This is a genomic window from Streptomyces sp. NPDC002867 (genome assembly GCF_053591895.1).
Genome location: NZ_JBSFUR010000002.1, coordinates 100,578 through 124,980, shown reverse-complemented (window position 1 = coordinate 124,980; position 24,403 = coordinate 100,578). Strand labels below are relative to the sequence as shown.

The window sequence follows — 24,403 nt, the reverse complement described above, 5'->3', positions numbered from 1 at the left end:
CACACAGGAGAATCACCATGGCGAAGCCGCCTGTGCGCAAGCCTAAGAAGAAGGTCTGCGCGTTCTGCAAGGACAAGACCGTGTACGTGGACTACAAGGACACGAACATGCTGCGGAAGTTCATTTCCGACCGCGGCAAGATCCGTGCCCGCCGCGTGACCGGCAACTGCACGCAGCACCAGCGTGACGTCGCCACGGCCGTCAAGAACAGCCGTGAGATGGCGCTGCTGCCCTACACGTCCACCGCGCGATAAGGGAAGGGTGACCGAGATATGAAGATCATCCTCACCCACGAGGTCTCCGGCCTCGGCGCCGCCGGCGACGTCGTCGACGTCAAGGACGGCTACGCTCGCAACTACCTGGTCCCGCGCGGTTTCGCGATTCGCTGGACCAAGGGTGGCGAGAAGGACGTGGCGCAGATCCGCCGCGCCCGCAAGATCCACGAGATCGCGACCATCGAGCAGGCGAACTCCGTCAAGGGTCAGCTCGAGGCCGTGAAGGTGCGCCTGGCCGTTCGCTCCGGCGAGGCCGGCCGCCTGTTCGGTTCCGTCACCCCGGCCGACATCGCTTCGGCGATCAAGGCTGCCGGTGGTCCGGAGGTCGACAAGCGTCGCGTCGAGCTCGGTGCGCCGATCAAGACCCTGGGCTCGCACCAGGTGTCCGTGCGTCTGCACCCCGAGGTTGCCGCGCAGCTCGGCGTCGAGGTTGTCGCCGCCTGATCAGCGCGCTCGACTGAGCGGTAGGAAGGGCCGCACCCCTCGGGGTGCGGCCCTTCTGTTGGTCCGGCGTGCTGCGATCACGGTTCGTCTGGTGCGCGGTACCGCGTGCCCCACGGGACGTTTCACGTGAAACGTCAGCGCGTCGCGCCGGTCACGATCCAGCGTCCGGACCGGGCCCGCCACCACAGCGTCAGCAGCCGCACGGTCATCATCAGGGTCATGGCCCACCACAGCGCGGTCAGGCCACCGCCGACGGAGGGCACCAGCAGGGCGACCGGCGCGAACGCCGCGAGGGTGACGAGCATGGCCCAGGCGAGATACGAGCCGTCCCCCGCACCCATCAGCACCCCGTCCAGGACGAAGACGACTCCGGCGATCGGCTGGGACACCGCTACGACGAGAAGCGCGGGAAGAAGCGTGTCCCGGACCGCCTGATCCCCGGTGAACAGAGGGATGAACAGCGGGCGCGAGACCACGACCAGGACGCCCAGGACCACGCCCGCGGCGATTCCCCACTCCACCATGCGACGGCAGGCCTGCCGTGCTCCCTCGGCATCGTTCGCACCGAGGTAGCGCCCGATGATGGCCTGCCCGGCGATCGCGATGGCATCGAGGGCGAAGGCCAGCAGGCTCCAGAGCGACAGAACGATCTGGTGTGCCGCGATGTCCGTGTCGCCCAGGCGGGCAGCCACAGCGGTGGCGATCATCAGGACCGCACGCAGCGAGAGCGTACGGACCAGGAGAGGGGCTCCGGCCTGGGCACTCGCCCTGATCCCGGCCGCGTCGGGGCGCAGCGAGGAACCGTGCTTGCGGGCTCCGCGCACGACGACGAGGAGATAGGCGGCGGCCATGCCGCACTGGGCCGCGACCGTGCCCCATGCGGAGCCGGCAATGCCCAGCCCGGCGCCGTACACCAGTCCTGCGTTCAGTGCTGCGTTGGCCGTGAATCCGCCGATGGCCACGTAGAGCGGTGTCCGCGTGTCCTGGAGACCCCGCAGGACGCCGGTCGCCGCGAGCACGATCAGCATGGCCGGTATGCCGAGGCTGGAGATGCGCAGATAGGTGATCGCATGCGGTGCCGCTGTCTCCGATGCGCCGAAGAGATCCACGAGCCAGGGGGCGGCCGGGAGGGTCACCGCGATGACGGCGACACCGAGGAAGAGCGCGAGCCAGATGCCGTCCATCCCCTGGCGGATGGCCGATGGGAGGTCGCCTGCGCCGACACGGCGGGCCACGGCGGCGGTGGTGGCGTAGGCCAGGAACACGAAGACACTGACGGCCGTCATGAGCAGGGCTGCCGCGACCCCGAGACCGGCGAGCTGGGGCGTGCCGAGGTGGCCCACGATGGCGCTGTCGACGATCACGAACAGGGGCTCGGCGACCAGTGCGCCGAAGGCGGGGACAGCGAGCGCGATGATCTCTCGGTCATGGCGTCGACGGCGCGCCTTGGGGGTCACGGAGGCCTGGGGCATGGGGGCCAATCTAATCTTCCACAGGTAAGAGATGCAACGCCCAGGTGTCCCTTACTTCTCCAGGGCTTGGGCATCACCCGGTGCGCGGTTTGTTCTGATCTTGGCCCGGTGGGAAAAGTTTTTCTCCCCCACAGCCGGTGGATGGAAAATGAGCAGCTCAGAGGCTATGTGGTGAGGCGGCTATGAGTTTGTCCACAGTCCTGTCCCCTGGTCCGTGCACAGGTTCCGAAGACTTCTCCACAGCATCTGGTCCTTCGTCCACAGGGCCTGTGGATAACCAGATTGGCTGACGGTGCCGCCGGGCCTACCGTGGACCGTCGCCCGACGCGCGCAAGCGGAGTCAGGCGACTCGTTTTGTCAGTGTCGTGCCGTAGAAAGAGTGCCACGGCAAAGGTCCGCGGAGCGGACGGGAGGAGGTGGCCGCGGGTGAGCATTTCCGAGCCCTTGGACGACCCGTGGGCGGCCGACACTCCCGGTGACCGGCTTCCCGCCTCCCGCCGCCGCGGCAGCGACACCCGCCGTGACGACCAGCACGACCGCAGCCGGGAGAGCACTGGCTGGGACGGCGGCCCCGGCTTCGAGCGAGTGCCTCCGCAGGACCTGGACGCCGAGCAGTCCGTCCTCGGCGGCATGCTGCTGTCGAAGGACGCCATCGCCGACGTGGTCGAGATCATCAAGGGTCACGACTTCTACCGGCCGGCCCACGAGACCGTCTTCCAGGCGATTCTCGACCTCTACGCCAAGGGTGAGCCGGCCGACCCGATCACGGTCGCGGCCGAGCTGGTCAAGCGTGGTGAGATCACCCGCGTCGGCGGGGCCCCGTATCTGCACACGCTGGTCCAGTCGGTGCCGACCGCCGCGAACGCGTCGTACTACGCGGAGATCGTCCACGAGCGGGCGGTGCTGCGCAGGCTCGTGGAGGCCGGCACCAAGATCACGCAGATGGGATACGCGGCCGACGGCGACGTCGACGAAATCGTCAACTCCGCCCAGGCCGAGATCTACGCCGTCACCGAGCAGCGGACCAGTGAGGACTACCTGCCGCTCGGCGACATCATGGAGGGCGCTCTCGACGAGATCGAGGCGATCGGCTCGCGCAGCGGTGAGATGACCGGTGTGCCCACGGGCTTCACCGACTTCGACTCCCTGACGAACGGCCTGCACCCGGGCCAGATGATCGTCATCGCCGCCCGTCCCGCGATGGGCAAGTCGACTCTGGCCCTGGACTTCGCGCGTGCGGCCTCGATCAAGAACAACCTGCCCAGCGTGATCTTCTCCCTCGAAATGGGGCGCAACGAGATCGCGATGCGTCTGCTGTCGGCGGAGGCGCGTGTGGCGCTGCACCACATGCGCTCCGGGACGATGACGGACGAGGACTGGACCCGCCTGGCGCGCCGGATGCCCGACGTCTCCCAGGCCCCGCTCTACATCGACGACTCGCCGAACCTGTCGATGATGGAGATCCGTGCCAAGTGCCGCCGCCTGAAGCAGCGCAACGACCTGAAGCTGGTGGTCATCGACTACCTCCAGCTGATGCAGTCGGGCGGCTCCAAGCGTGCCGAGAGCCGCCAGCAGGAGGTCTCGGACATGTCGCGAAACCTCAAGCTCCTGGCCAAGGAGCTGGAGCTCCCCGTGATCGCGCTCTCCCAGCTGAACCGTGGCCCCGAGCAGCGCACGGACAAGAAGCCGATGGTCTCGGACCTGCGTGAATCGGGTTCGATCGAGCAGGACGCCGACATGGTGATCCTGTTGCATCGCGAGGACGCGTACGAGAAGGAGTCCCCGCGCGCCGGCGAGGCGGACCTGATCGTGGCGAAGCACCGTAACGGCCCGACGGCCACGATCACGGTGGCGTTCCAGGGCCACTACTCGCGCTTCGTGGACATGGCCCAGACGTGACGCGCGGCGCCTGAGGGCGGCACTCGCGTGACCGGGGGCCGCGGCCGGCGGCGCGCGAGCCGGTCAGGCCGGGGACATCAGTTCGTAGAGGCTGCCCGAGTCGTCGGTGAAGTAGAGGCCGCGGGCCGCGAGCGGGTGGTCCGTGCGGCCGTTGTCCGGCGTGGACGGATCGTTGCCCTAGGGGACCGCCGCCTCGCGCAGGCGGGTGAGGACCGCGTCGAAGGTCGCCGGGTCCACGTCGAAGGCCAGGTGCGTCCCCGGCGGCTCGGGGACGCTGAGGTAGTCGAGGGTCAGGGACTCCTTGACGCGGACCGGGGCGAAGTGCCGGTCGGGGCCCTCGTACGGGAGACCTATGACGGTCGCGAAGAAGCGGGCGGCGCGCTCGTTGTGGGCGGCCGGGACGATGGCGTGGTTCAGCGTGATCGGCATGGGACCTCCTCAGCCGGTGGACGCGAGGGCGCCGTGCAGAAAGACGTCGACGACCGGGCCGATGTGCTGGGGGCTTTCCTGGGTCGAGCTGGTGAAGAGCAGGCCGAAGAAGAGCTGGGCCAGTTGTCGCGGCGGGAGGCGGAGCGAGTCCTCTTCGGGTGCGAAGAGGCCGGCGATGGCGTCCGTCGCCGCGTTCGTGCCCGCCTGCCGGTCCGGTGGCTTCGTGCCCGGGCGGTCGGCGGCACGGCTTCGGCCCTCGGTGGCGTGCAGGGCGCCCATCACGGCCCCTATGCGGTCCACATGGGCGCGCAGCGCCTCCGCGGCCTGGGTGAGACGGGCGGCGAGAGGCTGGTCCAGTGGGATGGACCGGATCTCGGCCAGGGACGTGCCCGGGTCCATGGTCTCGGCGATGCAGGCGTCCAGGAGCTCCTCCTTGTCGGTGAATACCCGGAAGACGGTGCCCTCGCCGATGCCGGCCGCCTGTGCGATCCGGCGGGTGGTGACCGAGCTGCCATGCTCGATGAGCAGGGGAATCGTGGCCCGGACGATCATCTCGCGGCGCTGCTCCGGGCTCATGGCCGGAGAGCCCTGCCGCCCTTCGCGGGAGGTGGCGTCATGGCCCGAGCATGCGGAGTGAGCACTCACTCCGTCCATGCCCGCGGAGACGGTTTAATCGGGTCGACGGAGCGCCCGTACACCGATAGACCTGCCGCATGACCTCATCCTGGGAAGAGCTGCTCCCCACCACGCGCAGGGCTCTCCTGCACCGCATCGCCGTCGCGCAGAGCGAGGGACGTACCCCCTCGTTCGTCGGAGCCGTCCTGAGGGACGGCCGTCTGGTGTGGACGGGCGCGCGCACCTGCGTCGACGGCCATGCACCCGACGCCGATACGCAGTACCGCATCGGCTCGATCACCAAGACCTTCACCGCGGTTCTCGTGATGCGGCTGCGTGACGAGGGACTGCTGGATCTGAGCGATCCGCTGGAGAAGCATCTGCCGGGCACGGGCGTCGGAGAGGTGACCATCGCTCAGCTCCTCGGTCACAGTGCCGGTTTGAGTGCCGAGTCCCCGGCTCCCTGGTGGGAAAGGACTCCCGGCACCCTGCGCCCCGAACTCGCCGATGTGCTGGGCGACAAGGCACGGATGCACCCTCCCGGCCGACGGCACCACTACTCCAACCCCGGCTACACGCTTCTCGGTTCACTGGTGGAAGCCGTACGCGGCGTTCCGTGGGAGCAGGTCCTTCAGACGGAGATCCTCGATCCGCTGGGGCTGGCCCGGACGAGCGCGCAGCCGCGAGCGCCCCATGCGGGCGGCTGGGCCGTCCATCCGTGGGCGGATGTCATACTTCCCGAGCCCGTCGAGGACCTGGGGCTGATGGCCCCCGCCGGACAGTTGTGGTCGACCGCGGCGGACCTCTGCCGGTTCGCCTGGTTCCTCGCCGAGGGGGACGACCGGGTGCTGAGCGCCGCCTCCGTGCGCGAGATGCGCACGCCCTCGGTGCCCGCGGAGGCGGGAGACTGGAACAGCAGCTATGGCCTCGGCATGCAGATCGTCCGCAACGAGGAGCGCACGCTCGTGGGGCACTCGGGCTCCCTGCCCGGGTTTCTCGCAGGGCTGTGGACGAGTGTGGACGACGGCGTCGCCGCGGTGGCGCTGACCAATGTGACTTCCGGGCCGCTTGCGAGCACGGTAGCCGCCGATCTCGTCCGGATCGTGGCGGATGCCGAGCCCCGGATGCCCGCGCCGTGGCGACCGCTGCCCGACGTCGACCAGGAGCTGCTGGACCTCACGGGTCCCTGGTACTGGGGTACGTACGCGTACGGGCTGCGCCTTGTCGGCGATCGCGGAGTCGAGCTGGAGCCTCTGCGTGGGGGCGGCCGGAGGTCCCGCTTCGTGGCCGGGCCCGAGGGCGAGTGGACGGGGCTGGACGGCTACTTCGCAGGGGAGACGCTCACGGTGGTGCGCTGTGAGGACGGGTCCGTGAGCCACCTGGACCTGGGATCGTTCGTGTTCACACGTGAACCCTACGAACAGGGCGACGCGGTGCCCGGCGGTGTGGACGAGGACGGGTGGCGCGGGCTCTGACCCGCGATGTTTCACGTGAAACGGGCCAACCCGTGCCAGGCGGGTCGGCCCGTTCTCGCCGCCGGGCGCGCGCGCCTCCTGTGCTCAGAGGGTCAATTTGAACCCGATGTGCGAGGGCTCGAAACCGAGGCGCTCATAGAAGCGGTGGGCATCGGTCCGGGTGGCGTCGGACGTGAGCTGGACCAGTTGGCAGCCCAAGCCGCGGGACTTTTCGACGGCCCACTCGATGAGCTGTGTGCCCAGCCCGCTGCCGCGCTCGTCGGCATGGATCCGGACGGCCTCGATGATCGACCGGGTGGTGCCGCGCCGGGAGAGACCGGGGATGACCGTCAGCTGAAGTGTGCCGACGACCCGGCCGTCCCGGACGGCGACGATCGGGTGCTGGTGGGGGTCCGCGACCAGCCGCTCGAACGCCGCGGTGTACGGAGCGAGGTCGTCGGGCGATTCGCGCTGGACGCCCAGCGGGTCGTCGGCGAGCAGCGCCACGATCGCCGGGATGTCCTCGACGACCGCCGGGCGTATCTGCAGATCACTCATGATCCGCAGACTACGCGGGGACCCGCAGCTCTTCGACGGTCTTGACGAGCGGAGCGAGCTCCGGGTTCTTGGCGGCTTCGTCGAGCGCCTCTCGCAGCGCGGTGTCGTTCGTCGGCCGTGCCTCGGCGAGCAGAGCCAGGCCGGCTTCGGTGACATCGGTGTAGATGCCACGGCGGTCCGTGTCGCAGAGGTAGCGGGTCAGCAGTCCGCGGTCCTCGAGCCGGGTGACCAGTCGGGTCGTGGCGCTCTGGCTGAGGACGACAGCGTCGGCGACCTGCTTCATCTGCAGATGCCCGCCCGGCCCGCTGTGCTGCCGGCTGAGCACGTCGAGCAGCGAGAACTCACGCATGCTCAGTCCGTGCCGGGACTCCAGAGCCCGCTCGATGTGCGCCTCGATCTTTCCGTGCAGCAGCGAGAGGGCGCACCAGCCCTGTGCGAGGGCCGTGAGGGCGGGGTCGGTCGCGGTCATCTGTCTCCTCCTCGGTGCCGTTCGGGGCTCCCTCCCAGAGTAGACGATGACCGCAATAGTCCGCGCTGGCAATTAAAAAGCGTCTGCAAGTATTGGTGAAAAGGTGCACCGCAAGGCGGAAGCGGCTGATGCCGGGAGCGCGGCCGAAGCCCGGGGGCCGAACTCCGTCCGCTGACCACCCTGTCCGCCGGGCCGGACACCGCTGCAGAATCCCGCGGATGGTCCGGCACCGGCTGATGACGTACCGCCGTCGCGGTGGGCCCGGGATCGACCCTCAGCCTGCCGCGACGGTCAGCGGTGCGAACCGGCGGGTCCAGTCGCCCGGCAGCGCGGAGATGGCATAGGTCATCACCGCGTTGAAGGCGATCGGCTCCAGGCCCTGTGACTTCACCCACGTGAGCAGATCCTCGTGGCGCACGTCGATGTCGGTGCGCAGCGGGCGGTCCGTGTTCGCCGCCAGTGAGGTGATCAGGGCCTTTGCCGTCTCGGTGTCCTTGGCGATCAGGGGGCCGACGACGTGCGTCGCCATGTTCGGCCAGGCAGCCGCGTACCCGGTCAGCACGCCGTCCTGCTCGGCCACCCGGAGCTGGTCGGCGAAGGCCGGGAGGCGGGTCATCATGTGGGTGCGGTCCACGCCGAAGACCTCGGCGTCCAGGCGCACCAGGGCAGGCATGTCCTCCGCTGTCGCCGGACGGGTCGGCACCGTGGCAGCCGGGTCGGTGGCGGTGAAGCGACCCCGGACCATTTCCGCCCGGCCGGTGGCGGTGAAGCCCAGTTCCTCGTAGAGCGGCTGTCCGTTGGGCGTGGCGTGCAGGGTCAGCGGGGTCTCCCCGGCCTCTGCCAGTACGTGCTTCATCAGTCGGCGCCCGATGCCCTGACGGGCGAATCGCTCGGCGACGAGCACCATGCCGATCGCGGCGAGGCCGGGGCCGTACGACGTCAGTACGCAGGCGGCCACCAGCCCCTTGCCCGCCGGATCGTCGATCCCGTACCCCGTGCCGGCCGTCAGCAGCAGACCCCACTTGTGATCCTCGCGTGGCCAGCCGCGGTCCTCCGAGAGGTCGGCACAAGAGACGAGGTCATCGATGGTCAGGCGCCTGATGGGCAGCTCGGAGAGCGGAGTCGACATGGGGTCAGGCTGTCTGACGCACTGATCGCCCGTCCACCGTTTTAGGAGAAGTGACGGAGGCCCGCGAACGGCGACCACGCCGGATGGTTCCCCATGGCTTGAGTACCGAAATCACCGTCATGAAGAGGTAGGCGGCCAGCGATACGGCGGGCCCCATCACGAGGTCACGCGGATCGGCGACCACGACACCCGAAGCGACGCTGTCGGCAGCCTGGTTGACGCCCGGCCGCAGGGCGATGACCGAAGCAGTGGTCGTCGCCAGCGTCAGCCAGAACTTGATGAAGACCCACCAGTGGTGGGCGAGACCCCACTTGGTACCCAGGGACAGGAAGAGGCCGCTGAGGAGTGTGAGGAAGGCGAGGGGCAGGACGAGCCAGTCCGTGAAGACCTTCATGGAGCGGTAGGAGGCCTCGATCACCGGTACCGAGCCCGTGGTGACGGCGGTGAACGCAAGCGCGAGCAGGCCGAGAGTGATCCCGAGCCAGCCTGCCGATGCGGCGACATGGGCGACGAGGATTCCCCGGCGGACGGGGCGCTTGAGTGGTTTCACGTGAAACACAGTGCCGGGCAGCCGGGCGCCGGTCGTCTGACAGCGGGAGTAAGCGTCGGTACTCGCGTCGGCGTACACGAGCCCACGGACGTATGAACGGCCCGTGCGACGGTGAAGATCGCGGACCGGGTCTGTGCAGAGTTCGGGGTTGGCCTGGACGGGTGTCTTGCATACGGTGGTTCCATCTCCGCGGGGCCTGGGAGTTCATCCGGGGCGCACGAGGAGGGGGAGTGCAGGCGCTCCGGACGATCCGGATGCAGGGACATGGCGGCATGGGAGCCTAATGGGAAAAGGGGTTCGGGTGCCCGGACTTTCGACTCTTTGTCCCGGTTCCGGGAATCGGCTGCCATGCTGCGACAGCGGGCGTCCGGGCAGAGTCTTCATCGGAGGGAACTCGCCCTGATACAGAGCATGGCCGCGGCAAGGACGAGTCGCGGCAGTGCTGGACAGCGCAGGTAAGTGCGGCACGTTCCGACTGGCGGACGTGCGCGAACCGACCGAAAGATGTTCGAGGCGAGGCACACCATGGAAGCTCCGGCCACCACGCCGGCCGACAACGGCGCGTCAGGCGACAACGGCGGAGGCGGTTGGTTCACCCCTCGCAGGCAACCGGCCCGGCCTGGTGGGGCGACCGGTGCCGAGGGCGCATCCACTCCCTCGCGACCCGGTCGGGACGGGCAGGACGGCCGGGCGGAGGAGAGTGAGCCGAGCCGGCCCGCAGCGGTACCGACGCGACCTGTGTCGGCGATACGCCCGGTCGGTTCCGGTTCGTCCCGCCGCAACCGGCCGCAGCTCTCGGTCGTACGGGACGTACCGTCGACACCCGCCCCCGAAGAGACCGATACCGAGCGGCCGACCGCGGCCGCGGAACCGGACCAGGACCCGGCCGCCGCGCCGGCCACCGCAGCCGAGGCCGGCGCCCCGGGCGCGTCCGCACCCGACGCCGAGCCCGAGCACTCCCGGCCTGACGCCGGACACGACCCGGCCCATGGGGCACCGGAACCGAGTGACATCCCGGCCCGGCAGGCGTCCTACGGCACCCGCGCCCCGAGCGACACGCCGGCGTCGGGTACGGCCCATGGCGTCCCGCCCCAGCGCGCGCCCTACGCGGCCCCCGCTCCTCACGCCGCCCCCGCGGACCACGACGCCCCGGCCTCCGGTACGGACCACGCCGACCCGTTCGGGCCGCCCCGTGCCTCCGCACCCGCCGAACCCCCCGCGTCCCCCGACGCCGTGCTGATCCGGCGGACCATGGCCGAGATCGCGCCCGTGGCCGACCAGGTCACCTCGTACTTCTACGCCCTGCTCTTCGTCCGCCATCCCGAGCTGCGGTCCCTGTTCCCGGTCGCCATGGACACCCAGCGCGACCGGCTGCTCAAGGCGCTGCTGACCGCGGCCGAGCACATGGACAACGCGGAGGTGCTGACGGACTACCTCCGCAACCTCGGCCGCGGCCACCGCAAGTACGGGACGCAGCCCGCCCACTACCCGGCCGTGGGCGAGGCCCTGATCGGCGCCCTGACGCGGTACGCGACGACCACGTGGGACGCCGAGACCGAGGCGGCCTGGGTCCGCACGTACACGACGATCTCCCAGATCATGATCGACGCGGCGGCCGAGGACGAGCAGAACGCACCTGCCTGGTGGGATGCCGAGGTCGTCTCGCACGAGCTGCGGACCCCGGACATCGCGATCATCACGGTCCGTCCGGACCAGCCGTACAAGTTCCTCGCCGGGCAGTACACGAGCCTGGAGACGCCGTGGTGGCCCAGGATCTGGCGGCACTACTCCTTCGCCGGCGCGCCCCGGCCCGACGGGCTGCTGTCCTTCCACGTCAAGGCCGTCCCGGCGGGCTGGGTCTCCAACGCCCTGGTCCACCACGCCAGACCCGGGGACGTACTGCGGCTCGGTCCGCCCGCCGGGTCGATGACGGTCGACCACACCACCGACAACGGTCTGCTCTGTCTCGGCGGCGGCACCGGCATTGCGCCCATCAAGGCGCTCGTCGAGGACGTGGCCACTCATGGCGAGCGGCGCACGGTCGAGGTCTTCTACGGGGCGCGCTCCGACCACGACCTGTACGACATCGACACCATGCTCCGGTTGCAGCAGACGCACCCTTGGCTGTCGGTCCGCCCGGTGGTCGACGACCGCGCGGAGTTCCCCTCGGCCGTGCGGGACCTCGGCCGGTACGGACCGTGGCACGGCTTCGACGCCTATCTCTCGGGGCCGCCCGGAATGATCCGCAGCGGTGTGCACGCGCTCCGCGGCATCGGCATCCCGTACGACCGGATCCGGCACGATTCCCTGGAAGAGCTCGTGGCGGCGGCCGACTAGGCGACGCGACGCGGCGCCGTCGTGGGCGTCAGCCCAGGTCGGGGGCGTGCATCGCCCGCACACCCTCGATGTTGCCGTCCAGGTAGTGGCGCAGGGAGAGCGGCACCAGGTGGACCGCGGCGATCCCGACCCTGCTGAACGGGACGCGTACGATCTCGTACTCCCCGCACGGCTCGTCGACCTCCGGACCGTGCCGCAGCGACGGGTCCATGGACTCCAGGCGGCAGACGAAGAAGTGCTGCACCTTCACGCCTGTCACGCCGCCGTCGGCGATGTGCTCGACCGTGTCCACGAAGCACGGCACCACGTCGGTGATCTTGGCCCCGAGCTCCTCGTGGACCTCACGGTGAAGGGCGTCGACGACGGTGGCGTCCTCCGGCTCGACGCCGCCGCCCGGCGTGAGCCAGTAGGGGTCGACACCGGGCTTGGTGCGCTTGATCAGGACGAGGTCGTTCCCGTCGAGCAGAATGGCGCGTGCGGTGCGCTTGACCACTGGTCGTTCGGTCATGGCAAGAGAGTGGCCCATGTCGCCGCTTCTGAAACTCCTGCGGCCCCTCGCGTGCGGCGCCTCACCAGCCATCGGCCGCGCGCAGCAGCTTCTCGTGGGCCCGCGCGACATGGGGGTGGGCCAGTGTCCCGGTGCGTATGACGAGGAAGTACGTGCGCAGCGGCGGCACGGGAGGGTCGAGGAGGGTGACGACCCGGCCCTGTGCGAGCGCGTCCTCGCACAGGTAGCGCGGCAGGACGGCGAGGCCTGCGCCGACGGCGGCGGCCTCCAGCACCGCGCGCAGATCGGGTGCGATGACGGCGCCGGCGGCGGCCGGAGGGGAGTCGAAGACGGCGTGCCAGTAGCGGGAGACGAGGGGCAGGGACTCGTGCACCTCCACGACCGGCAGCTGCTCGAGGACGACATGGCCCTTGCGGAGTTCGTCCGGCCCCAGGCGGGCCGCCCACCTGGGGGCGGCGACGAGGACGTGCTCCTCGTCCCACAGGGCGGTCGAGGCGAGCAGCCGTCCACGGGGCCGCGTGGTGGCGATGGCGACGTCGTGGTGGCCGGCGGCGAGACCTTCGAGGGTTTCCTCGGCGTTGCCGAACGCGGTGCGCAGAGCGAGGCCCCGGCCGATCAGCGGGGCGAGGGCGGGCAGGGCGCGCAGGGCGGTGAACTCGGGCGGTCCGGCGAGGTGGATCGTGCGGACCGGCGACTCGTCGTCGAGCCCCGCCTCGGCGATCTCCAGGAGGGCGTCCAGATGCGGGGCGGCCCGGTGGGCGAGCTCCTCTCCGATGGTGGTCGGGGTGACACCGCGGGCCTGGCGCAGGAACAAGGGGCGGCCGAGCTGTCGTTCGAGCGTGCGTATCTGGCCGGTGACGGCCGGCTGGGACAGGCCGAGCAGCGCCGCGGCGCGGGTGAAGGAGCCGGCCCGGTGCACCGTGACGAATGTGCGCAGCAGGGCCAGATCCATGCCATGTCCCTCCCGGTCCGACGTTGCGCCCGAACCCTGCCAACTATAAATAAGTCGATAGGTCCCTGTCGTCAGCGTGATTGGACACTGACGCACAGTCAACTAGCCTTGAACGCACGGTTCTCGGCGCGCAGGAACCGGAACGGTCCGAGCCGTCGAGGGGGGGAGGCTCGGACCGTTCGCCACAGCCGCCCGGTCGTCCACGGTGCCCTTCCGGCCGGGCCGTGCCTGGAGCGCCTGCCAGGGCCGTCAGCGGGCGGCCGCCTCGTCCAGCGCCCGCAGCACGTCGGTCACGAGGTCCTGGGCGTCCTCCGCGCCGGCGGAGAAGCGGACGAAGCCCTCGGGGACGGCGTCGCCGCCCCAGCGTCCCCGCCGCTCTGCCGTGGAGCGCACGCCGCCGAAGCTGGTGGCTTCGTCGACGAGCCGCAGGCCGTCCAGGAAGCGTTCCGCGTGCGCCCGGTCGGGCAGGACGAAGGAGACCACGCACCCGAAGCGCCGCATCTGCCGGGACGCGACCGCGTGCGAGGGGTCGGTGGCCAGTCCCGGATAGCGCAGGCCGGTCACCTCCGGGCGTGCGCCGAGGGCCTGCGCGAGCGACAGGGCGTTCGCGCACTGCCGGTCGGCACGCAGGTGCAGGGTGGCGAGCGAACGGTGGGCGAGCCAGGCCTCCATCGGTCCCGGAATGGCCCCGACGATCTTCCGCCAGCGCCGCACGCCCGCCGCCAGGGCGGTGTCGCGGCAGGTCACATGACCGAGCAGGAGGTCGCCGTGTCCCGTCATGCCCTTGGTGTCGCTGGCCACCGAGAAGTCGGCGCCGAGGTCCAGCGGCCGCTGCCCGAGCGGGGTGGCGAGCGTGTTGTCGACGGCGACGAGCGCGCCGGTGGCGTGCGCGGCCTCGGTCAGGCGCCGTACGTCGCACACGTCGAGGCCGGGGTTGGACGGCGTCTCGATCCACAGCAGCCGTGCCCCGTCGAGGACGGACAGCTGTGCGTCGCCGCCGGTGGGGGCCGTGCGGACCTCGATGCCGTACGCCTGCAGCTGTTCACGGACCAGGGGCAGTGCCTGGTAGCCGTCGGAGGGCAGGACGACCGCGTCGCCGGACCGCAGCTGTGACAGGAGAACGGCGGAGACCGCCGCCATCCCGGACGCGAACGCGACCGTCTCGACGGCTTCCCCCGGCGCCTCCAGCTCGCTGATCGCCTGCTCCAGGCGGGTCCAGGTCGGGTTCTCGTCGCGGCCGTAGGTGTAGGGGCCGGTGGGCTCGCCCGGCAGATGGAAGTGGGCCGCGAAGACGGGGCCCGGCAGGGACGGTTCGTACTTCACCGGATCGGGCAGCCCCGCCCGTACCGCTCGTGTGCCGTCTCCCCGGGGTGCACCCGTCATGCCCGCCGCTCCTGGGCCGCGTCTCGTGCGATGCCGGACCTCATGCCGTGATCAGTCCTTCTCGGGCAGGACGACGTTCAGCGCCCACGAGACGACGGAGATGATCAGGCCGCCCAGCACGGCGGTCCAGAAGCCCTCCACATGGAAGTTCAGATCGAGTTCGTCGGCGAGCCACGAGGTCAGCAGCAGCATGAGCGCATTGATGACCAGGGTGATCAGGCCGAGGGTGAGGATGAACAGCGGCAGCGTGAGCAGCTTCACCACGGGCTTGACGAGGAAGTTCACCAGGCCGAAGATCAGCGCCACCAGGATGAGGGACCACGCCTTCTTGCCGGTGCTGTCACCGGTGAGGGTGATGTCCTGCAGAAGCCAGATGGCCACCAGCAGGGCCCCCGCATTGGCGATCGTCTTGACTAGGAAATTCATCATGTGTCTGATCGTGGCAGACGTATCGGGCCAAGTGCAGGGGCGGACGGATGAAGGCATTCCGACTGGATGAGCTGGAGGCGGAACGCGCTGCCAACGACGGCGCGTATCTGCAGTTCCTGCGGGAGCGGAACATGTCGGTCGGCCTCTACGCGCTGGACGCCGGACAGGTCGATCCGCAACTGCCCCACAACCAGGACGAGGTGTACCTCGTCGTCAGCGGCCGTGCCTCGATCACGGTGGGCATGGAGACGACCCAGGTCGGGCGGGGCAGCGTCGTCTACGTGCCGGCGGGGGTGCCGCACAAGTTCCATCACATCAGCGAGGACCTGCGGGTCATGGTGGTCTTCTCTCCCCCCGAGAGCTGAGCCGGACCCCGCACGGTCCCTAGGGGTTCACTCAGGGGACTTCAAGGGATCGCGGGCCCCCGGACACGGCGTCCCGCCGCCTAGCATCGAAGGCACGCAGTCGGAGAAACGAGGTAGGGACGATGGCCGTGCGGGAGATGTTCACGGGGATGCCCTGGTGGGTGAAGTGGATCGCGGTGCCTGTCATCGCCCTTGCCGTGTTCGGCGGTCTGATCACGAGCGTCGTCACGTTCGTGATCAGCGTGCTCTTCAAGGTGCTGCTCTTCGTCGCCCTGGTCGGCGGACTGGTCTTCCTCGTACGCAAGTTCATGGCGTCCTCGGGTTCGTCGCGCGGGGACTGGTGAGCGGGGCGCCGGACGTCCGTTAGCCCGGCCGGGGGAACGGGCCGGACAAAGCCCGCCCCGTGCCGGGTGCTGCCCTTAGAGTGGCAGCTCTCTGCCGCCCCCTCGGATATCTCTGCGCACGTGTGCGCCGGCCGGAGCACCATGCCGGCCCGGGGCTGACCGCCTGTTCAGGCCGGCTGTTCAGGGTCCGGGGTCGCGGCGGCCGCGCGGGGGCGGCCCCCGCGGGCGGGCACGCTGCCCGTCACCACGCCTGGGGGTGACCTTTGGCCGGGGCTACGAACGCCGCTGTCCCTACCCTGATCGGCTCGGTGCAGCGTGCGCTCCGGCTGCTGGAGGCGGCGGGGGCGCACGAGGGCGGAGCCCCCGCCAAGCAGCTCGCGCGTGAAGCCGGCATTCCGCTGCCCACCGCCTATCACCTGCTGCGCACCCTGACGCACGAGGACTATCTCCGCCGGGACAAAGGCGTGTTCACGCTCGGGGACGCGATCGGCCGACTGGCCGGGAGCGGGCGCGTGCGGAATCGTCGCAGCACCGTCGAGGACTCACTGACGCACTGGCGGGACGCGATCGGCGTCGCCGTCTGCTTGGCCGTCTACCGCGCTGGCGAGATCGAGCTCGTCGCGATCGCGGATTCGCCGTACACCCCGGCCGTCCGGGAACGGGCCGACTTCCGCGAGACCGGGCACGCCCGTGCGATCGGACAGTGCCTGCTCAGCCGGCTCGACGAGGACACCCGCCGCGACCACCTCGACCGCCACCCCGTGCAGCCGGTGACGCCCCCTTCGGTGCGCGACCGGGCCGCGCTCCTGGAGCGGCTCGCCCCCCTCAGGCGCGGGGAACCGGTCGTCGAACGCCAGGAGTACGCGCTGGGCACGGTCTGCACGGCCATCCCGATCACAGCGGGTGACACGGCTGCGACGATGGCCGTCTTCCCTCCCCGTGCACCAAGAGGCCAGGCTGGACTCGGCAGTTGAACAGCTACAGGCAAGGATCGGCGGCCTGCCGACGCCGCTTGCGTTCTCTATCAGTATCTGAAATATCACTCCTTGTGATCTGCTGCCGCTTCCAGCACCATGGCGTCGACAAGGCCAAGAGAGCCGGCAGCGATCGTTCCTGGCCGTTTTCCTCTTTTCGTCAGCACGGTTCATTGATTGCTTCAGCTACTGCGAGGTACGTGATGCGCGAGTCGGTCCAGGCCGAGGTTCTGATGAGATTTCTCGTTTCCGAGGAGCTGTCCTTCCGGATCCCGGTGGAGCTGCGCTACGACACGTCGGATCCGTACGCGGTGCGGATGACCTTCCACCTTCCCGGTGACGCGCCCGTGACCTGGGCCTTCGGCCGGGAATTGCTGCTCGACGGGATCAACACGCCGAGCGGGGACGGCGACGTGCACATCGCGCCGACCCGGCCCGAGGCGCTGTCGGACGTCCACATCCGCCTGCGCGTCGGGAGCGATTCCGCGCTGTTCCGCGTCGGCGCGCCGCCGCTCGTCGCGTTCCTCGACCGTACGGACAAGCTGGTGCCGCTCGGCCAGGAGCTCGCGCTGGGTGATTTCGAGGTCAGCCTGGAGGAGGCGCTCGGGCGCATTCTGGCCGAGGAGAACGCCGGCTGACGGCCGGTCACCGGCCGCCCGGCTACTTCTTGCGGCGCCGCCCCCTGCCGCCCCGCGCGGGCGCGGCCGCCCCGACGACCGCCCGGCCCGGGCGGTCCGCGGACACGACCAGGGCGGCGAGCGCGGTGGTCACGGGCACGGAGGCGACCAGGCCGATCGAGCCCACCAGGGTCCGTACGATCTCCTCCGCCACCAGCTCGCTGTTGGCCACCGTGCCCACGCTGGACTGGGCGATCGAGAACAGCAGCAGCAGCGGCAGCGCCGCGCCCGCGTAGGCGAGGACGAGCGTGTTGACGACCGAGGCGATGTGGTCGCGGCCGATCCGGATGGCGGAGCGGTAGAGGGCGCGCGGCCCCATGTCCGGGTCGGCCTGGTGCAGTTCCCACACCGCCGACGTCTGGGTCACGGTGACGTCGTCGAGCACGCCGAGCGAGCCGATGATGACCCCCGCGAGCAGCAGGCCGCTCATGTCGATGTTCGGGTAGAGGCCCTTGATCAGGCCGGTGTTGTCGTCGGTGTTGCCGCTGAGGCTGGCCCAGCCGATGAACAGCGAGCCGAGCAGGCCGATCAGCAGCAGGGAGATCAGCGTGCCGAGCACGGCGACCGACGTCCGCGCGGTGATGCCGTGACACGAATAGAGCGCGATGAGCATGATCGCGCTCGCCCCGACCACCGCGACGATCAGCGGATTCGCACCCTGCAGGATCGCGGGCAGGATGAACAGTGTCAGCACGGCGAACGAGACGGCGAGCGCGACCAGCGCCATCACGCCGCGCATGCGTCCGACCAGGACGACCACCAGGGCGAAGATGCCCGCCAGCAGAGCCATCGGGAATCCGCGGTCCACATCGGTCACCGAGTACTGCAGATCGCGGGGCGCGTCCGGCGCGTACGCCACCACCACGCCCTGGCCCTCCTTCAGCTGCCGCGGCGCGTCGGGCTGGACGATCTCGACGAACCTCCGGCCCTTGTCCTTGCCGGTGGTGACCTCGACGGTGGCCTTTCCGCAGTCGCCCTGCTGCGCGGCGACCGCCTCGCGGCCCTGGGGCGTCGACGTGTCGCCCGTCGGCGGGACCTGGCCGGCGTTGACGTCCTTGCAGTCGACTCTCTCGACGCTCACCACCTTGCCCTGCTCGGTCTGCCGGTCGAAGCCGACCCCCGAGCGCTCGTGGCCGGGCGTCCCGCCGGGCCACAGCACGGCGAGGCCGACGACAACGGCCGTCGCGAAGGGGATCAGCACCGCGGCGATGACCTTGCGGAGGTGCTGGGAGACGGGCGCTGCCGGCCCGTGACTGTGCACATGGCCGTGGTCGTGGCCCTGCTGTTCGGGATGCTGCGGCGATGAGGTCACGGACAGATCATCGCAAGAACGAGAGGGGGCCTCTGTTCAGCGCGCCAGACATGACGCTAGCGTGGTGTCACCTTTGCACACGCGGGAGCTCGGAGCACCGGGCTGAGAGGGCGCTGACCTTCGTACATCCGTACGGGACAGCTGCGCCGACCGCCGAACCTGTTACCGGGTAATGCCGGCGTAGGGAGTAGGTCTCATGACCGTATCGGACGCACGCACGCCTGCCTCGAACCAGAACGACGAGGCCGGGAAGTCCATCGGCTGGCACAAGGGATACGTCGAGGGCTCGCGTCCCGACATTCGCGTGCCGGTCCGCAAGGTGCACCTCACCAACGGCAAGGACGTGACGCTGTACGACACCTCGGGGCCGTACACGGATCCGAACATCGAGACGGACGTACGCCGGGGTCTGCCGCCGCTGCGGGAGAACTGGATCGCCGGTCGCGGCGACACCGAGGAGTACGCGGGACGCCCGGTCCGCCCCGAGGACGACGGGATCAAGCACACGTCGCCGCGTGGGGGCCTGCGCAACCTCGACGCCGTCTTCCCCGGGCGTCCGCGTCAGCCGCGGCGGGGCCGGGACGGGCAGGCGGTGACGCAGCTCGCGTACGCCCGCCGCGGCGAGATCACGCCGGAGATGGAGTACGTCGCCGTCCGCGAGAACGTCGCGCCCGAGGTGGTGCGGGAGGAGATCGCGGCGGGCCGCGCCGTCCTGCCGGCCAACGTCAACCACCCGGAGATCGAGCCGATGATCATCGGCAAGCGGTTCCTGGTGAAGGTCAACGCCAACATCGGCAACTCCGCGGTCACCTCCTCCATCGAGGAGGAGGTCGAGAAGATGACCTGGGCGACCCGCTGGGGCGCCGACACGGTCATGGACCTGTCCACGGGCCGCAACATCCACACCACGCGCGAGTGGGTCCTGCGCAACTCCCCCGTGCCCATCGGCACCGTGCCGCTCTACCAGGCGCTGGAGAAGGTCGACGGCAAGGCCGAGGAACTGACCTGGGAGATCTACAAGGACACGGTCATCGAGCAGGCCGAGCAGGGCGTCGACTACATGACCGTCCACGCCGGCGTCCGCCTGCCGTACGTGCCGCTCACGGCCAACCGCAAGACCGGGATCGTCTCGCGCGGCGGCTCGATCATGGCGGCGTGGTGCCTGGCGCACCACAAGGAGAGCTTCCTCTACGAGAACTTCGAGGAGCTGTGCGAGATCCTCGCCGCGTACGACGTCACGTACTCGCTCGGCGACGGTCTGCGCCCCGGCTCGATCGCGGACGCCAACGACGAGGCGCAGTTCGCGGAGCTCAGGACGCTCGGTGAGCTGAACACGATCGCCAAGCGGCTGGGCGTGCAGACCATGATCGAGGGCCCGGGCCACGTCCCGATGCACAAGATCAAGGAGAACATCGACCTCCAGCAGGAGATCTGCGAGGAGGCGCCGTTCTACACGCTCGGCCCGCTGACCACGGACATCGCTCCGGCCTACGACCACATCACCTCCGGCATCGGAGCGGCGATGATCGCGTGGTGGGGCACGGCCATGCTCTGCTACGTGACGCCCAAGGAGCACCTCGGCCTGCCGAACCGCGACGACGTGAAGACCGGCGTCATCACGTACAAGATCGCGGCACATGCGGCGGACCTGGCCAAGGGACACCCGGGCGCCCAGGAGTGGGACGACGCGCTGTCCGACGCCCGCTTCGAGTTCCGGTGGGAGGACCAGTTCAACCTGGCCCTCGACCCCGACACGGCACGGGAGTTCCACGACGAGACGCTGCCCGCGGAGCCGGCGAAGACCGCGCACTTCTGCTCGATGTGCGGTCCGAAGTTCTGCTCGATGAAGATCTCCCAGGACATCCGCCGACAGCACGGCGGCAATCAGGAGGAGATCGAGGCGGGCATGGCGGAGAAGTCCAAGGAGTTCGCCGCTGCGGGCAACCGGGTCTACCTGCCCATCGCGGACTGACGCACGGTCACGGCCCGGCGTCCTCCCGCCCGTCCGCGGGAGGACAACCTCCCGGCATCGCCCGGTACGCGGACCGGTTGCGGCGCTGGGCTCCGCCGGCGCCGGCCCTGTTCTGTCCGGCCCTCGTCCACGAGCACAGGCGGACGTCGGTGGAGCGGGCGGAGACCCAGGTCGTACGGCGGCTGTGACCGCTCGTTGGGTGGCGCGCCGGCGGTCAGTCCGGCTGGTGCTCCGGGCCGCCGAAGTCGGGGCTGGAGAAGTCCGGGCTGGTGTAGGTCGGACGCCGGCCCGCGACCCGGCCCTCGGCCGGACTGGAGAAGTCCGGCCCGCTGTAGCCGACCTTGGGGATGCGGTTCACGCGGTGCGGGGGATCGGCGGGGGACGCCGTGGCGGCGGGGTCGGCCAGGGCCGCGCGGAGGAAGGGCATGATGCCCCGCTCCAGCAGGGCCTCGCACCAGGCCTCCTTGGCCAGCCGGACCTCGTCCGGCAGATCGCCCTCCTGCCGCCCGTCCGCGACGTGGCTGGCGCCGTTGCGCAGGGCGGTGAGCAGCAGTGCGACGGCCGCCACCAGGATGGCGGCGGCCGTGAGCGCCCCGAAGACCCAGCCGGTGAAGACCAGGGTGTCGGCGAAGGACGGGGTGGGGCTCAGCATCTTGAGGATGTAGCCGACGATCAGGAAGATCCCGGCCGCCGTGCCCGCGAGGAGCGGCGCCAGGACGGCGATGACGGCCGCGAATCCGGCGCCGGTCTCGGCCGCCTCGCCGGCCGGGGCGGTGCGTAGGGAGCCGTCCACCGAAGCGGCGGCGGGCGCGCGTGTCTCCGCGCGGACCTTCACATAGTGCTCGTACTCGGCGGCGGCCGAGGCGGTGATCAGCGCCGTCGCGTTCAGGGCCATGGTGCGCAGCTGTTCGGTGCTCAGGCCCGCTCGCACGGCGGCCGGATCCGGACGTTCGCGGGCGTCGCGCAGTGCGCCGTCGAGGACCCGCTCGTACTCGGCGCGGTCCTCGTTCAGCAGGTGCGGAGCGCTGTTCATGTGCATCCCCCGATGCTCCGTAGGGCCGGATCGCCCGTGTGTGCCGGGCAGTTGGGCGGAAACGGAGGAGAGCCTGCTACGGATAAGCCGATGGTAGAGCGGTTACGGCACGGCGTGACAGGGGGTTTCCGTAAATCGCCTGCCGCCGCCCTGGTCAGCCCCGCAGCGGGAGTTGCTGGACAAGAAGCTTTCCGGCCATGGTCACTCCGCCGTCCATGGCGATGGCCAGATTGTCCGCGTACACATGGGGACCCTCGACGACGGGACGCTCGTCGTCCTCGCCGTCCTCGGTGCCGACCTCTCCGAGGAGGTACGGGATCGGGCTGTGGCCGTGCACCACGCGCGTGCCGCCGTACGCGGCCAGCAGTTCGCGCACGGCCTGCGGGCCGCCTTCGTCGCGGAAGGCGAAGCGCTTGGTGAACTTGCGGAACAGGTCCCAGCACTCGTCGGCGTCATTACGGGTGAGGATCGCGTGCACCGCGTCGTTGACGTCCTCGATGGTCGAGCCGTATTCGAGGTAGGCGGTGGTGTCGGAGTGGAGCAGCAGATGGCTGTCCTCCTCCACGATCGCGTCGAGCCGGGCCATCCACTGCAGGTGGACGTCCTGCAGCCGGTCCATGTCGTACTTCTGGCCGCCGTTGAGCAGCCAGGCCGCCTGGAAGGTGGCGGTGCCCGCACCGGAGTTGACGGGGGTGTCGCCGAAGCGCTTCGCGCCGATCAGCAGCAGCTCGTGGTTGCCCATGAGCGCCTTGCAGTAGCCGCCGGCGGCCGCGGCCTCTGCGGAGAGCCGCATGACCAGGTCGATGACGCCGATGCCGTCGGGACCGCGGTCGGTGAAGTCGCCGAGGAACCAGAGCCGGGCGTTGCCCGCGGACCAGCGGCCCTCGGAGTCGATGAGGCCCTTCTCGGCGAGGGCGGCGACGAGCTCGTCGAGGTAGCCGTGGACGTCGCCGACGACGTAGAGCGGGCCGAGGCCGTCGGGCGCGGGCCGGTCGTCCACGGCGACCTGCACCTCGACGGTGTCGCCCGGTCCGCCGCGGGTGATCACGGGAAGGTCGCGCGCGGTGGGGGTGTAGCCCTCCGGCGGCTCTCCCTCGGGGAACGCGTTGCCGGGGTGGCCCGCGTGGCCGGGGTCCACGGACTGCGACTGCACGGGAACCTGCGCGTACGGCGGTACGCGGAAATCGCGCAGCGTTGCCGTCCGCACCACGGGTCCTTGACCGGCCCCCTGAGTCATCGACCCCTCCACCACCGTCGCGCCGCCGTTCACCTCTCGGCCCAGCCTGGTCGGGGTGGTCCGCGGTGTCGTTCGCCCATCATAGGAATGAGCCCGGCGGTGTGTGACGCACCAGGGGTGGTGAATCCTTCCGCACCCCCTGGTTCATCGGCCCTTTCGCCCCGAATTGGGTTGGTCTAGTCCTTCGCCGGGGAGCGTGGCGCGCTCACCGTGGTGCGCGGAGGGCGGCGCTGCGAGGACGTCCTGACGATCAGTTCGGTCGGTATCACCTGCTCGACCGGCCGGTCCTCGTCGATCCCCTCGATGGCGTCGATCAGCAGCTGGACCACGGCCGTGCCGATCCGGCGGGGCTTGAGCGACAGCGTCGTGATCGGCGGCTCGGTGGTCGCGTACACGGTCGACTCGCTGCAGCACACGAGCAGCAGGTCGTCGGGGACGCGCAGGCCGTACCGCCTGGCCGCGGCCAGCAGGTCGGTGCCGTTGGGGTCGAAGAGGCCGTAGACGGCGTCGGGCCGGTCCGGCCGGGCGAGCAGCCGGTCGGCGGCGACGGCGCCCGCGCAGGGGTCGTGCGCCGGGTACGACTCGTAGACCGGGTCCTGGCCGACGCGCTCGCACCAGTCGAGGTAGGCGGTGGTCGACAGCCGGGTGTAGGTGTCGGTGGTGGTGCCCGTGAGCAGGCCGATCCGGCGGGCGCCGGCGGCGGCGAGGTGGTCGAGCAGGCCGAGTACGGCGGCTTCGTGGTCGTTGTCGACCCAGGCGGTGACCGGGAGCGTGCCGGCCGGGCGGCCGTCGGAGACGACGGGCAGACCCTGGCGCGCCAGCTCGGTCACGACGGGGTCGTGGTCGGAGGGGTCGATGACGACGGTGCCGTCGAGGGCGACGTTCGACCAGACGTCGTGGCGTGAGGTGGCGGGGAGGATGACGAGCGCGTAGCCGCGGGCGAGTGCGGCGGACGTGGCGGCTCTGGCCATCTCCGCGAAGTACGCGAATTCCGTGAAGGTGAAAGGTTCATCCCCGTAGGTCGTCACGGTCAGGCCGATTAAGCCCGATTTCCCGGTTCTGAGTGTGCGGGCCGCGGCGGAAGGCCGGTAGCCCAGCCGGTCGGCGACCTCGCGGACGTGCCGACGGGTGGCGTCCGGGAGCCTCCCCTTGCCGTTGAGCGCGTCGGAGACAGTTGTGATGGAGACTCCGGCTGCGGCGGCGACGTCCCGGATGCCCGCCCGGCCTTGCCGGCTGCCCCGGCGGGATGTGTCCGTCCGGCTCACCTGGTGCTTCCCTGCTGCTGTCATGGCGAGCCGATAGTAGGGCTCGCGCGGTGGGTCTGGCCGGTCGCATATGCAGGCGTTGACAGGCACGTTTTTGCATGATCATTAGGGCTCAAACTCAATGAATATCAAGGGAGTTGGAGGTAAGTGGCTCAATGTGTCGGGTATCCGGCCGCATGGGCCTGTTGAGGGGCCCAGGTTGCGAAGAGGTCTCAACTCACCACTACGAGGGATGCGCGCCACGGCGTGAGCTACCGGCGTGCGCCAGGGTGGCGCGCTCCCCCCTTTTCCTCGCCTGCGGCCATTCGCAGCAGCCAGGAA

Annotated in this window: 24 protein-coding genes and 1 pseudogene; 10 read left to right on the top strand and 15 right to left on the bottom strand. The window is 70.1% G+C overall.

All coding sequences use genetic code 11. The features are described 5' to 3' along the window. Positions 1–17 precede the first annotated feature (17 nt). Both rpsR and rplI read left to right on the top strand, forming a co-directional pair. On the top strand, positions 18–254 hold the full coding sequence (rpsR, locus tag ACWD0A_RS02145) for a 30S ribosomal protein S18 (protein ID WP_003956534.1): 237 nt from the start codon (positions 18–20) through the stop codon (positions 252–254). Between the two features lie 18 nt (positions 255–272). Further along, a complete protein-coding gene (gene rplI / locus ACWD0A_RS02140) occupies positions 273–719 on the top strand; it encodes a 50S ribosomal protein L9 (RefSeq protein WP_177149300.1) in 447 nt (148 codons plus the stop codon). A 134-nt stretch (positions 720–853) separates the two neighbouring features. On the opposite strand, the gene ACWD0A_RS02135 is transcribed toward rplI, so the two are convergent. Continuing rightward, complete coding sequence (locus ACWD0A_RS02135) at positions 854–2,191, bottom strand: MATE family efflux transporter (protein WP_451293744.1); 1,338 nt, start codon at positions 2,189–2,191, stop codon at positions 854–856. 426 nt (positions 2,192–2,617) lie between these two features. Between ACWD0A_RS02135 and dnaB the strand changes: the two genes are divergently transcribed. Further along, positions 2,618–4,090 carry a replicative DNA helicase gene (gene dnaB / locus ACWD0A_RS02130; protein WP_451293742.1) on the top strand — a complete coding sequence of 491 codons (1,473 nt, stop codon included), beginning with the start codon at positions 2,618–2,620 and terminating at the stop codon, positions 4,088–4,090. 177 nt (positions 4,091–4,267) lie between these two features. On the opposite strand, the gene ACWD0A_RS02125 is transcribed toward dnaB, so the two are convergent. Together ACWD0A_RS02125 and ACWD0A_RS02120 are read right to left on the bottom strand one after the other, a co-directional pair. Further along, positions 4,268–4,519: a hypothetical protein gene (locus tag ACWD0A_RS02125; RefSeq protein WP_451293740.1), complete on the bottom strand. Its 252-nt coding sequence runs from the start codon at positions 4,517–4,519 to the stop codon at positions 4,268–4,270. Between the two features lie 9 nt (positions 4,520–4,528). Continuing rightward, positions 4,529–5,095, bottom strand: coding sequence for a TetR/AcrR family transcriptional regulator (locus ACWD0A_RS02120; RefSeq protein WP_451293738.1), 567 nt, complete (start codon positions 5,093–5,095; stop codon positions 4,529–4,531). A 137-nt stretch (positions 5,096–5,232) separates the two neighbouring features. Here ACWD0A_RS02120 and ACWD0A_RS02115 point away from each other — a divergent pair, with 137 nt between their 5' ends. Beyond that, on the top strand, positions 5,233–6,609 hold the full coding sequence (locus ACWD0A_RS02115; protein ID WP_451293736.1) for a serine hydrolase domain-containing protein: 1,377 nt from the start codon (positions 5,233–5,235) through the stop codon (positions 6,607–6,609). An 84-nt stretch (positions 6,610–6,693) separates the two neighbouring features. Here the strand turns inward: ACWD0A_RS02115 and ACWD0A_RS02110 are convergent, their stop codons facing one another. The 4 genes from ACWD0A_RS02110 to ACWD0A_RS02095 all read right to left on the bottom strand — a co-directional run bounded on the left by ACWD0A_RS02110 (position 6,694) and on the right by ACWD0A_RS02095 (position 9,294). Further along, positions 6,694–7,146, bottom strand: a complete 453-nt coding sequence (locus ACWD0A_RS02110) for an N-acetyltransferase family protein (RefSeq protein ID WP_451293734.1) — start codon at positions 7,144–7,146, stop codon at positions 6,694–6,696. Positions 7,147–7,156: 10 nt separating this feature from the next. Beyond that, a complete protein-coding gene (locus ACWD0A_RS02105) occupies positions 7,157–7,615 on the bottom strand; it encodes a MarR family winged helix-turn-helix transcriptional regulator (protein WP_177149293.1) in 459 nt (152 codons plus the stop codon). A gap of 274 nt (positions 7,616–7,889) precedes the next feature. Continuing rightward, positions 7,890–8,744 (bottom strand): GNAT family N-acetyltransferase, encoded by an 855-nt coding sequence (locus ACWD0A_RS02100; RefSeq protein WP_451293731.1) that lies wholly within the window; start codon positions 8,742–8,744, stop codon positions 7,890–7,892. Between the two features lie 4 nt (positions 8,745–8,748). Then, the gene (locus tag ACWD0A_RS02095; protein ID WP_451294033.1) at positions 8,749–9,294 is read right to left on the bottom strand and encodes a DUF2269 domain-containing protein; all 546 of its coding nucleotides are present in this window, start codon (positions 9,292–9,294) and stop codon (positions 8,749–8,751) included. 525 nt (positions 9,295–9,819) lie between these two features. On the opposite strand from ACWD0A_RS02095, the gene ACWD0A_RS02090 reads away from it, so the two are divergent. Beyond that, a complete protein-coding gene (locus ACWD0A_RS02090) occupies positions 9,820–11,631 on the top strand; it encodes a globin domain-containing protein (RefSeq protein WP_451293729.1) in 1,812 nt (603 codons plus the stop codon). 28 nt (positions 11,632–11,659) lie between these two features. On the opposite strand, the gene ACWD0A_RS02085 is transcribed toward ACWD0A_RS02090, so the two are convergent. From ACWD0A_RS02085 to ACWD0A_RS02070, 4 genes are all read right to left on the bottom strand, one after another. Then, positions 11,660–12,139 (bottom strand): NUDIX domain-containing protein, encoded by a 480-nt coding sequence (locus ACWD0A_RS02085; RefSeq protein ID WP_177149290.1) that lies wholly within the window; start codon positions 12,137–12,139, stop codon positions 11,660–11,662. A 61-nt stretch (positions 12,140–12,200) separates the two neighbouring features. Then, the gene (locus ACWD0A_RS02080) at positions 12,201–13,091 is read right to left on the bottom strand and encodes a LysR family transcriptional regulator (protein WP_451293727.1); all 891 of its coding nucleotides are present in this window, start codon (positions 13,089–13,091) and stop codon (positions 12,201–12,203) included. A 249-nt stretch (positions 13,092–13,340) separates the two neighbouring features. Next, positions 13,341–14,474 carry a cystathionine gamma-lyase gene (locus tag ACWD0A_RS02075; protein WP_451293725.1) on the bottom strand — a complete coding sequence of 378 codons (1,134 nt, stop codon included), beginning with the start codon at positions 14,472–14,474 and terminating at the stop codon, positions 13,341–13,343. 51 nt (positions 14,475–14,525) lie between these two features. Further along, positions 14,526–14,903 carry a phage holin family protein gene (locus ACWD0A_RS02070; protein ID WP_451293723.1) on the bottom strand — a complete coding sequence of 126 codons (378 nt, stop codon included), beginning with the start codon at positions 14,901–14,903 and terminating at the stop codon, positions 14,526–14,528. Positions 14,904–14,950: 47 nt separating this feature from the next. On the opposite strand from ACWD0A_RS02070, the gene ACWD0A_RS02065 reads away from it, so the two are divergent. The 4 genes and pseudogenes from ACWD0A_RS02065 (at position 14,951) to ACWD0A_RS02050 (ending at position 17,224) form a co-directional block, all read left to right on the top strand. Further along, the gene (locus tag ACWD0A_RS02065; RefSeq protein WP_307714585.1) at positions 14,951–15,268 is read left to right on the top strand and encodes a cupin domain-containing protein; all 318 of its coding nucleotides are present in this window, start codon (positions 14,951–14,953) and stop codon (positions 15,266–15,268) included. 122 nt (positions 15,269–15,390) lie between these two features. Further along, positions 15,391–15,612: a DUF5326 family protein gene (locus ACWD0A_RS02060; RefSeq protein ID WP_451293721.1), complete on the top strand. Its 222-nt coding sequence runs from the start codon at positions 15,391–15,393 to the stop codon at positions 15,610–15,612. Between the two features lie 263 nt (positions 15,613–15,875). Further along, a pseudogene (locus tag ACWD0A_RS02055) lies at positions 15,876–16,647 on the top strand (IclR family transcriptional regulator). Between the two features lie 142 nt (positions 16,648–16,789). After that, entirely contained in the window at positions 16,790–17,224 is a 435-nt protein-coding gene (locus ACWD0A_RS02050) for an SsgA family sporulation/cell division regulator (protein WP_451293719.1), read from the top strand. A gap of 22 nt (positions 17,225–17,246) precedes the next feature. Here the strand turns inward: ACWD0A_RS02050 and ACWD0A_RS02045 are convergent, their stop codons facing one another. Beyond that, the gene (locus tag ACWD0A_RS02045; protein ID WP_451293717.1) at positions 17,247–18,575 is read right to left on the bottom strand and encodes a YibE/F family protein; all 1,329 of its coding nucleotides are present in this window, start codon (positions 18,573–18,575) and stop codon (positions 17,247–17,249) included. A 196-nt stretch (positions 18,576–18,771) separates the two neighbouring features. Between ACWD0A_RS02045 and thiC the strand changes: the two genes are divergently transcribed. Continuing rightward, positions 18,772–20,547 (top strand): phosphomethylpyrimidine synthase ThiC, encoded by a 1,776-nt coding sequence (gene thiC, locus ACWD0A_RS02040; protein ID WP_451293715.1) that lies wholly within the window; start codon positions 18,772–18,774, stop codon positions 20,545–20,547. A 214-nt stretch (positions 20,548–20,761) separates the two neighbouring features. On the opposite strand, the gene ACWD0A_RS02035 is transcribed toward thiC, so the two are convergent. The 3 genes from ACWD0A_RS02035 to ACWD0A_RS02025 form a co-directional block, all read right to left on the bottom strand. Beyond that, positions 20,762–21,586, bottom strand: a complete 825-nt coding sequence (locus ACWD0A_RS02035; protein WP_451293713.1) for a hypothetical protein — start codon at positions 21,584–21,586, stop codon at positions 20,762–20,764. Between the two features lie 148 nt (positions 21,587–21,734). Continuing rightward, positions 21,735–22,832 carry a metallophosphoesterase gene (locus ACWD0A_RS02030; protein ID WP_451294031.1) on the bottom strand — a complete coding sequence of 366 codons (1,098 nt, stop codon included), beginning with the start codon at positions 22,830–22,832 and terminating at the stop codon, positions 21,735–21,737. A 161-nt stretch (positions 22,833–22,993) separates the two neighbouring features. Further along, positions 22,994–24,106 carry a LacI family DNA-binding transcriptional regulator gene (locus tag ACWD0A_RS02025; protein WP_307714591.1) on the bottom strand — a complete coding sequence of 371 codons (1,113 nt, stop codon included), beginning with the start codon at positions 24,104–24,106 and terminating at the stop codon, positions 22,994–22,996. Positions 24,107–24,403: the final 297 nt, after the last annotated feature.

Coding starts and splice junctions, on each gene's coding strand:
- rpsR (WP_003956534.1), top strand. CDS start 18: ATGGCGAAGCCGCCTGTGCGCAAGCCTAAGAAGAAGGTCTGCGCGTTC.
- rplI (WP_177149300.1), top strand. CDS start 273: ATGAAGATCATCCTCACCCACGAGGTCTCCGGCCTCGGCGCCGCCGGC.
- ACWD0A_RS02135 (WP_451293744.1), bottom strand. CDS start 2,191: ATGCCCCAGGCCTCCGTGACCCCCAAGGCGCGCCGTCGACGCCATGAC.
- ACWD0A_RS02125 (WP_451293740.1), bottom strand. CDS start 4,519: ATGCCGATCACGCTGAACCACGCCATCGTCCCGGCCGCCCACAACGAG.
- ACWD0A_RS02120 (WP_451293738.1), bottom strand. CDS start 5,095: ATGAGCCCGGAGCAGCGCCGCGAGATGATCGTCCGGGCCACGATTCCC.
- ACWD0A_RS02115 (WP_451293736.1), top strand. CDS start 5,233: ATGACCTCATCCTGGGAAGAGCTGCTCCCCACCACGCGCAGGGCTCTC.
- ACWD0A_RS02110 (WP_451293734.1), bottom strand. CDS start 7,146: ATGAGTGATCTGCAGATACGCCCGGCGGTCGTCGAGGACATCCCGGCG.
- ACWD0A_RS02105 (WP_177149293.1), bottom strand. CDS start 7,615: ATGACCGCGACCGACCCCGCCCTCACGGCCCTCGCACAGGGCTGGTGC.
- ACWD0A_RS02100 (WP_451293731.1), bottom strand. CDS start 8,744: ATGTCGACTCCGCTCTCCGAGCTGCCCATCAGGCGCCTGACCATCGAT.
- ACWD0A_RS02090 (WP_451293729.1), top strand. CDS start 9,820: ATGGAAGCTCCGGCCACCACGCCGGCCGACAACGGCGCGTCAGGCGAC.
- ACWD0A_RS02085 (WP_177149290.1), bottom strand. CDS start 12,139: ATGACCGAACGACCAGTGGTCAAGCGCACCGCACGCGCCATTCTGCTC.
- ACWD0A_RS02080 (WP_451293727.1), bottom strand. CDS start 13,091: ATGGATCTGGCCCTGCTGCGCACATTCGTCACGGTGCACCGGGCCGGC.
- ACWD0A_RS02075 (WP_451293725.1), bottom strand. CDS start 14,474: ATGACGGGTGCACCCCGGGGAGACGGCACACGAGCGGTACGGGCGGGG.
- ACWD0A_RS02070 (WP_451293723.1), bottom strand. CDS start 14,903: ATGATGAATTTCCTAGTCAAGACGATCGCCAATGCGGGGGCCCTGCTG.
- ACWD0A_RS02065 (WP_307714585.1), top strand. CDS start 14,951: ATGAAGGCATTCCGACTGGATGAGCTGGAGGCGGAACGCGCTGCCAAC.
- ACWD0A_RS02060 (WP_451293721.1), top strand. CDS start 15,391: ATGGCCGTGCGGGAGATGTTCACGGGGATGCCCTGGTGGGTGAAGTGG.
- ACWD0A_RS02050 (WP_451293719.1), top strand. CDS start 16,790: ATGCGCGAGTCGGTCCAGGCCGAGGTTCTGATGAGATTTCTCGTTTCC.
- thiC (WP_451293715.1), top strand. CDS start 18,772: ATGACCGTATCGGACGCACGCACGCCTGCCTCGAACCAGAACGACGAG.
- ACWD0A_RS02035 (WP_451293713.1), bottom strand. CDS start 21,586: ATGCACATGAACAGCGCTCCGCACCTGCTGAACGAGGACCGCGCCGAG.
- ACWD0A_RS02025 (WP_307714591.1), bottom strand. CDS start 24,106: ATGACAGCAGCAGGGAAGCACCAGGTGAGCCGGACGGACACATCCCGC.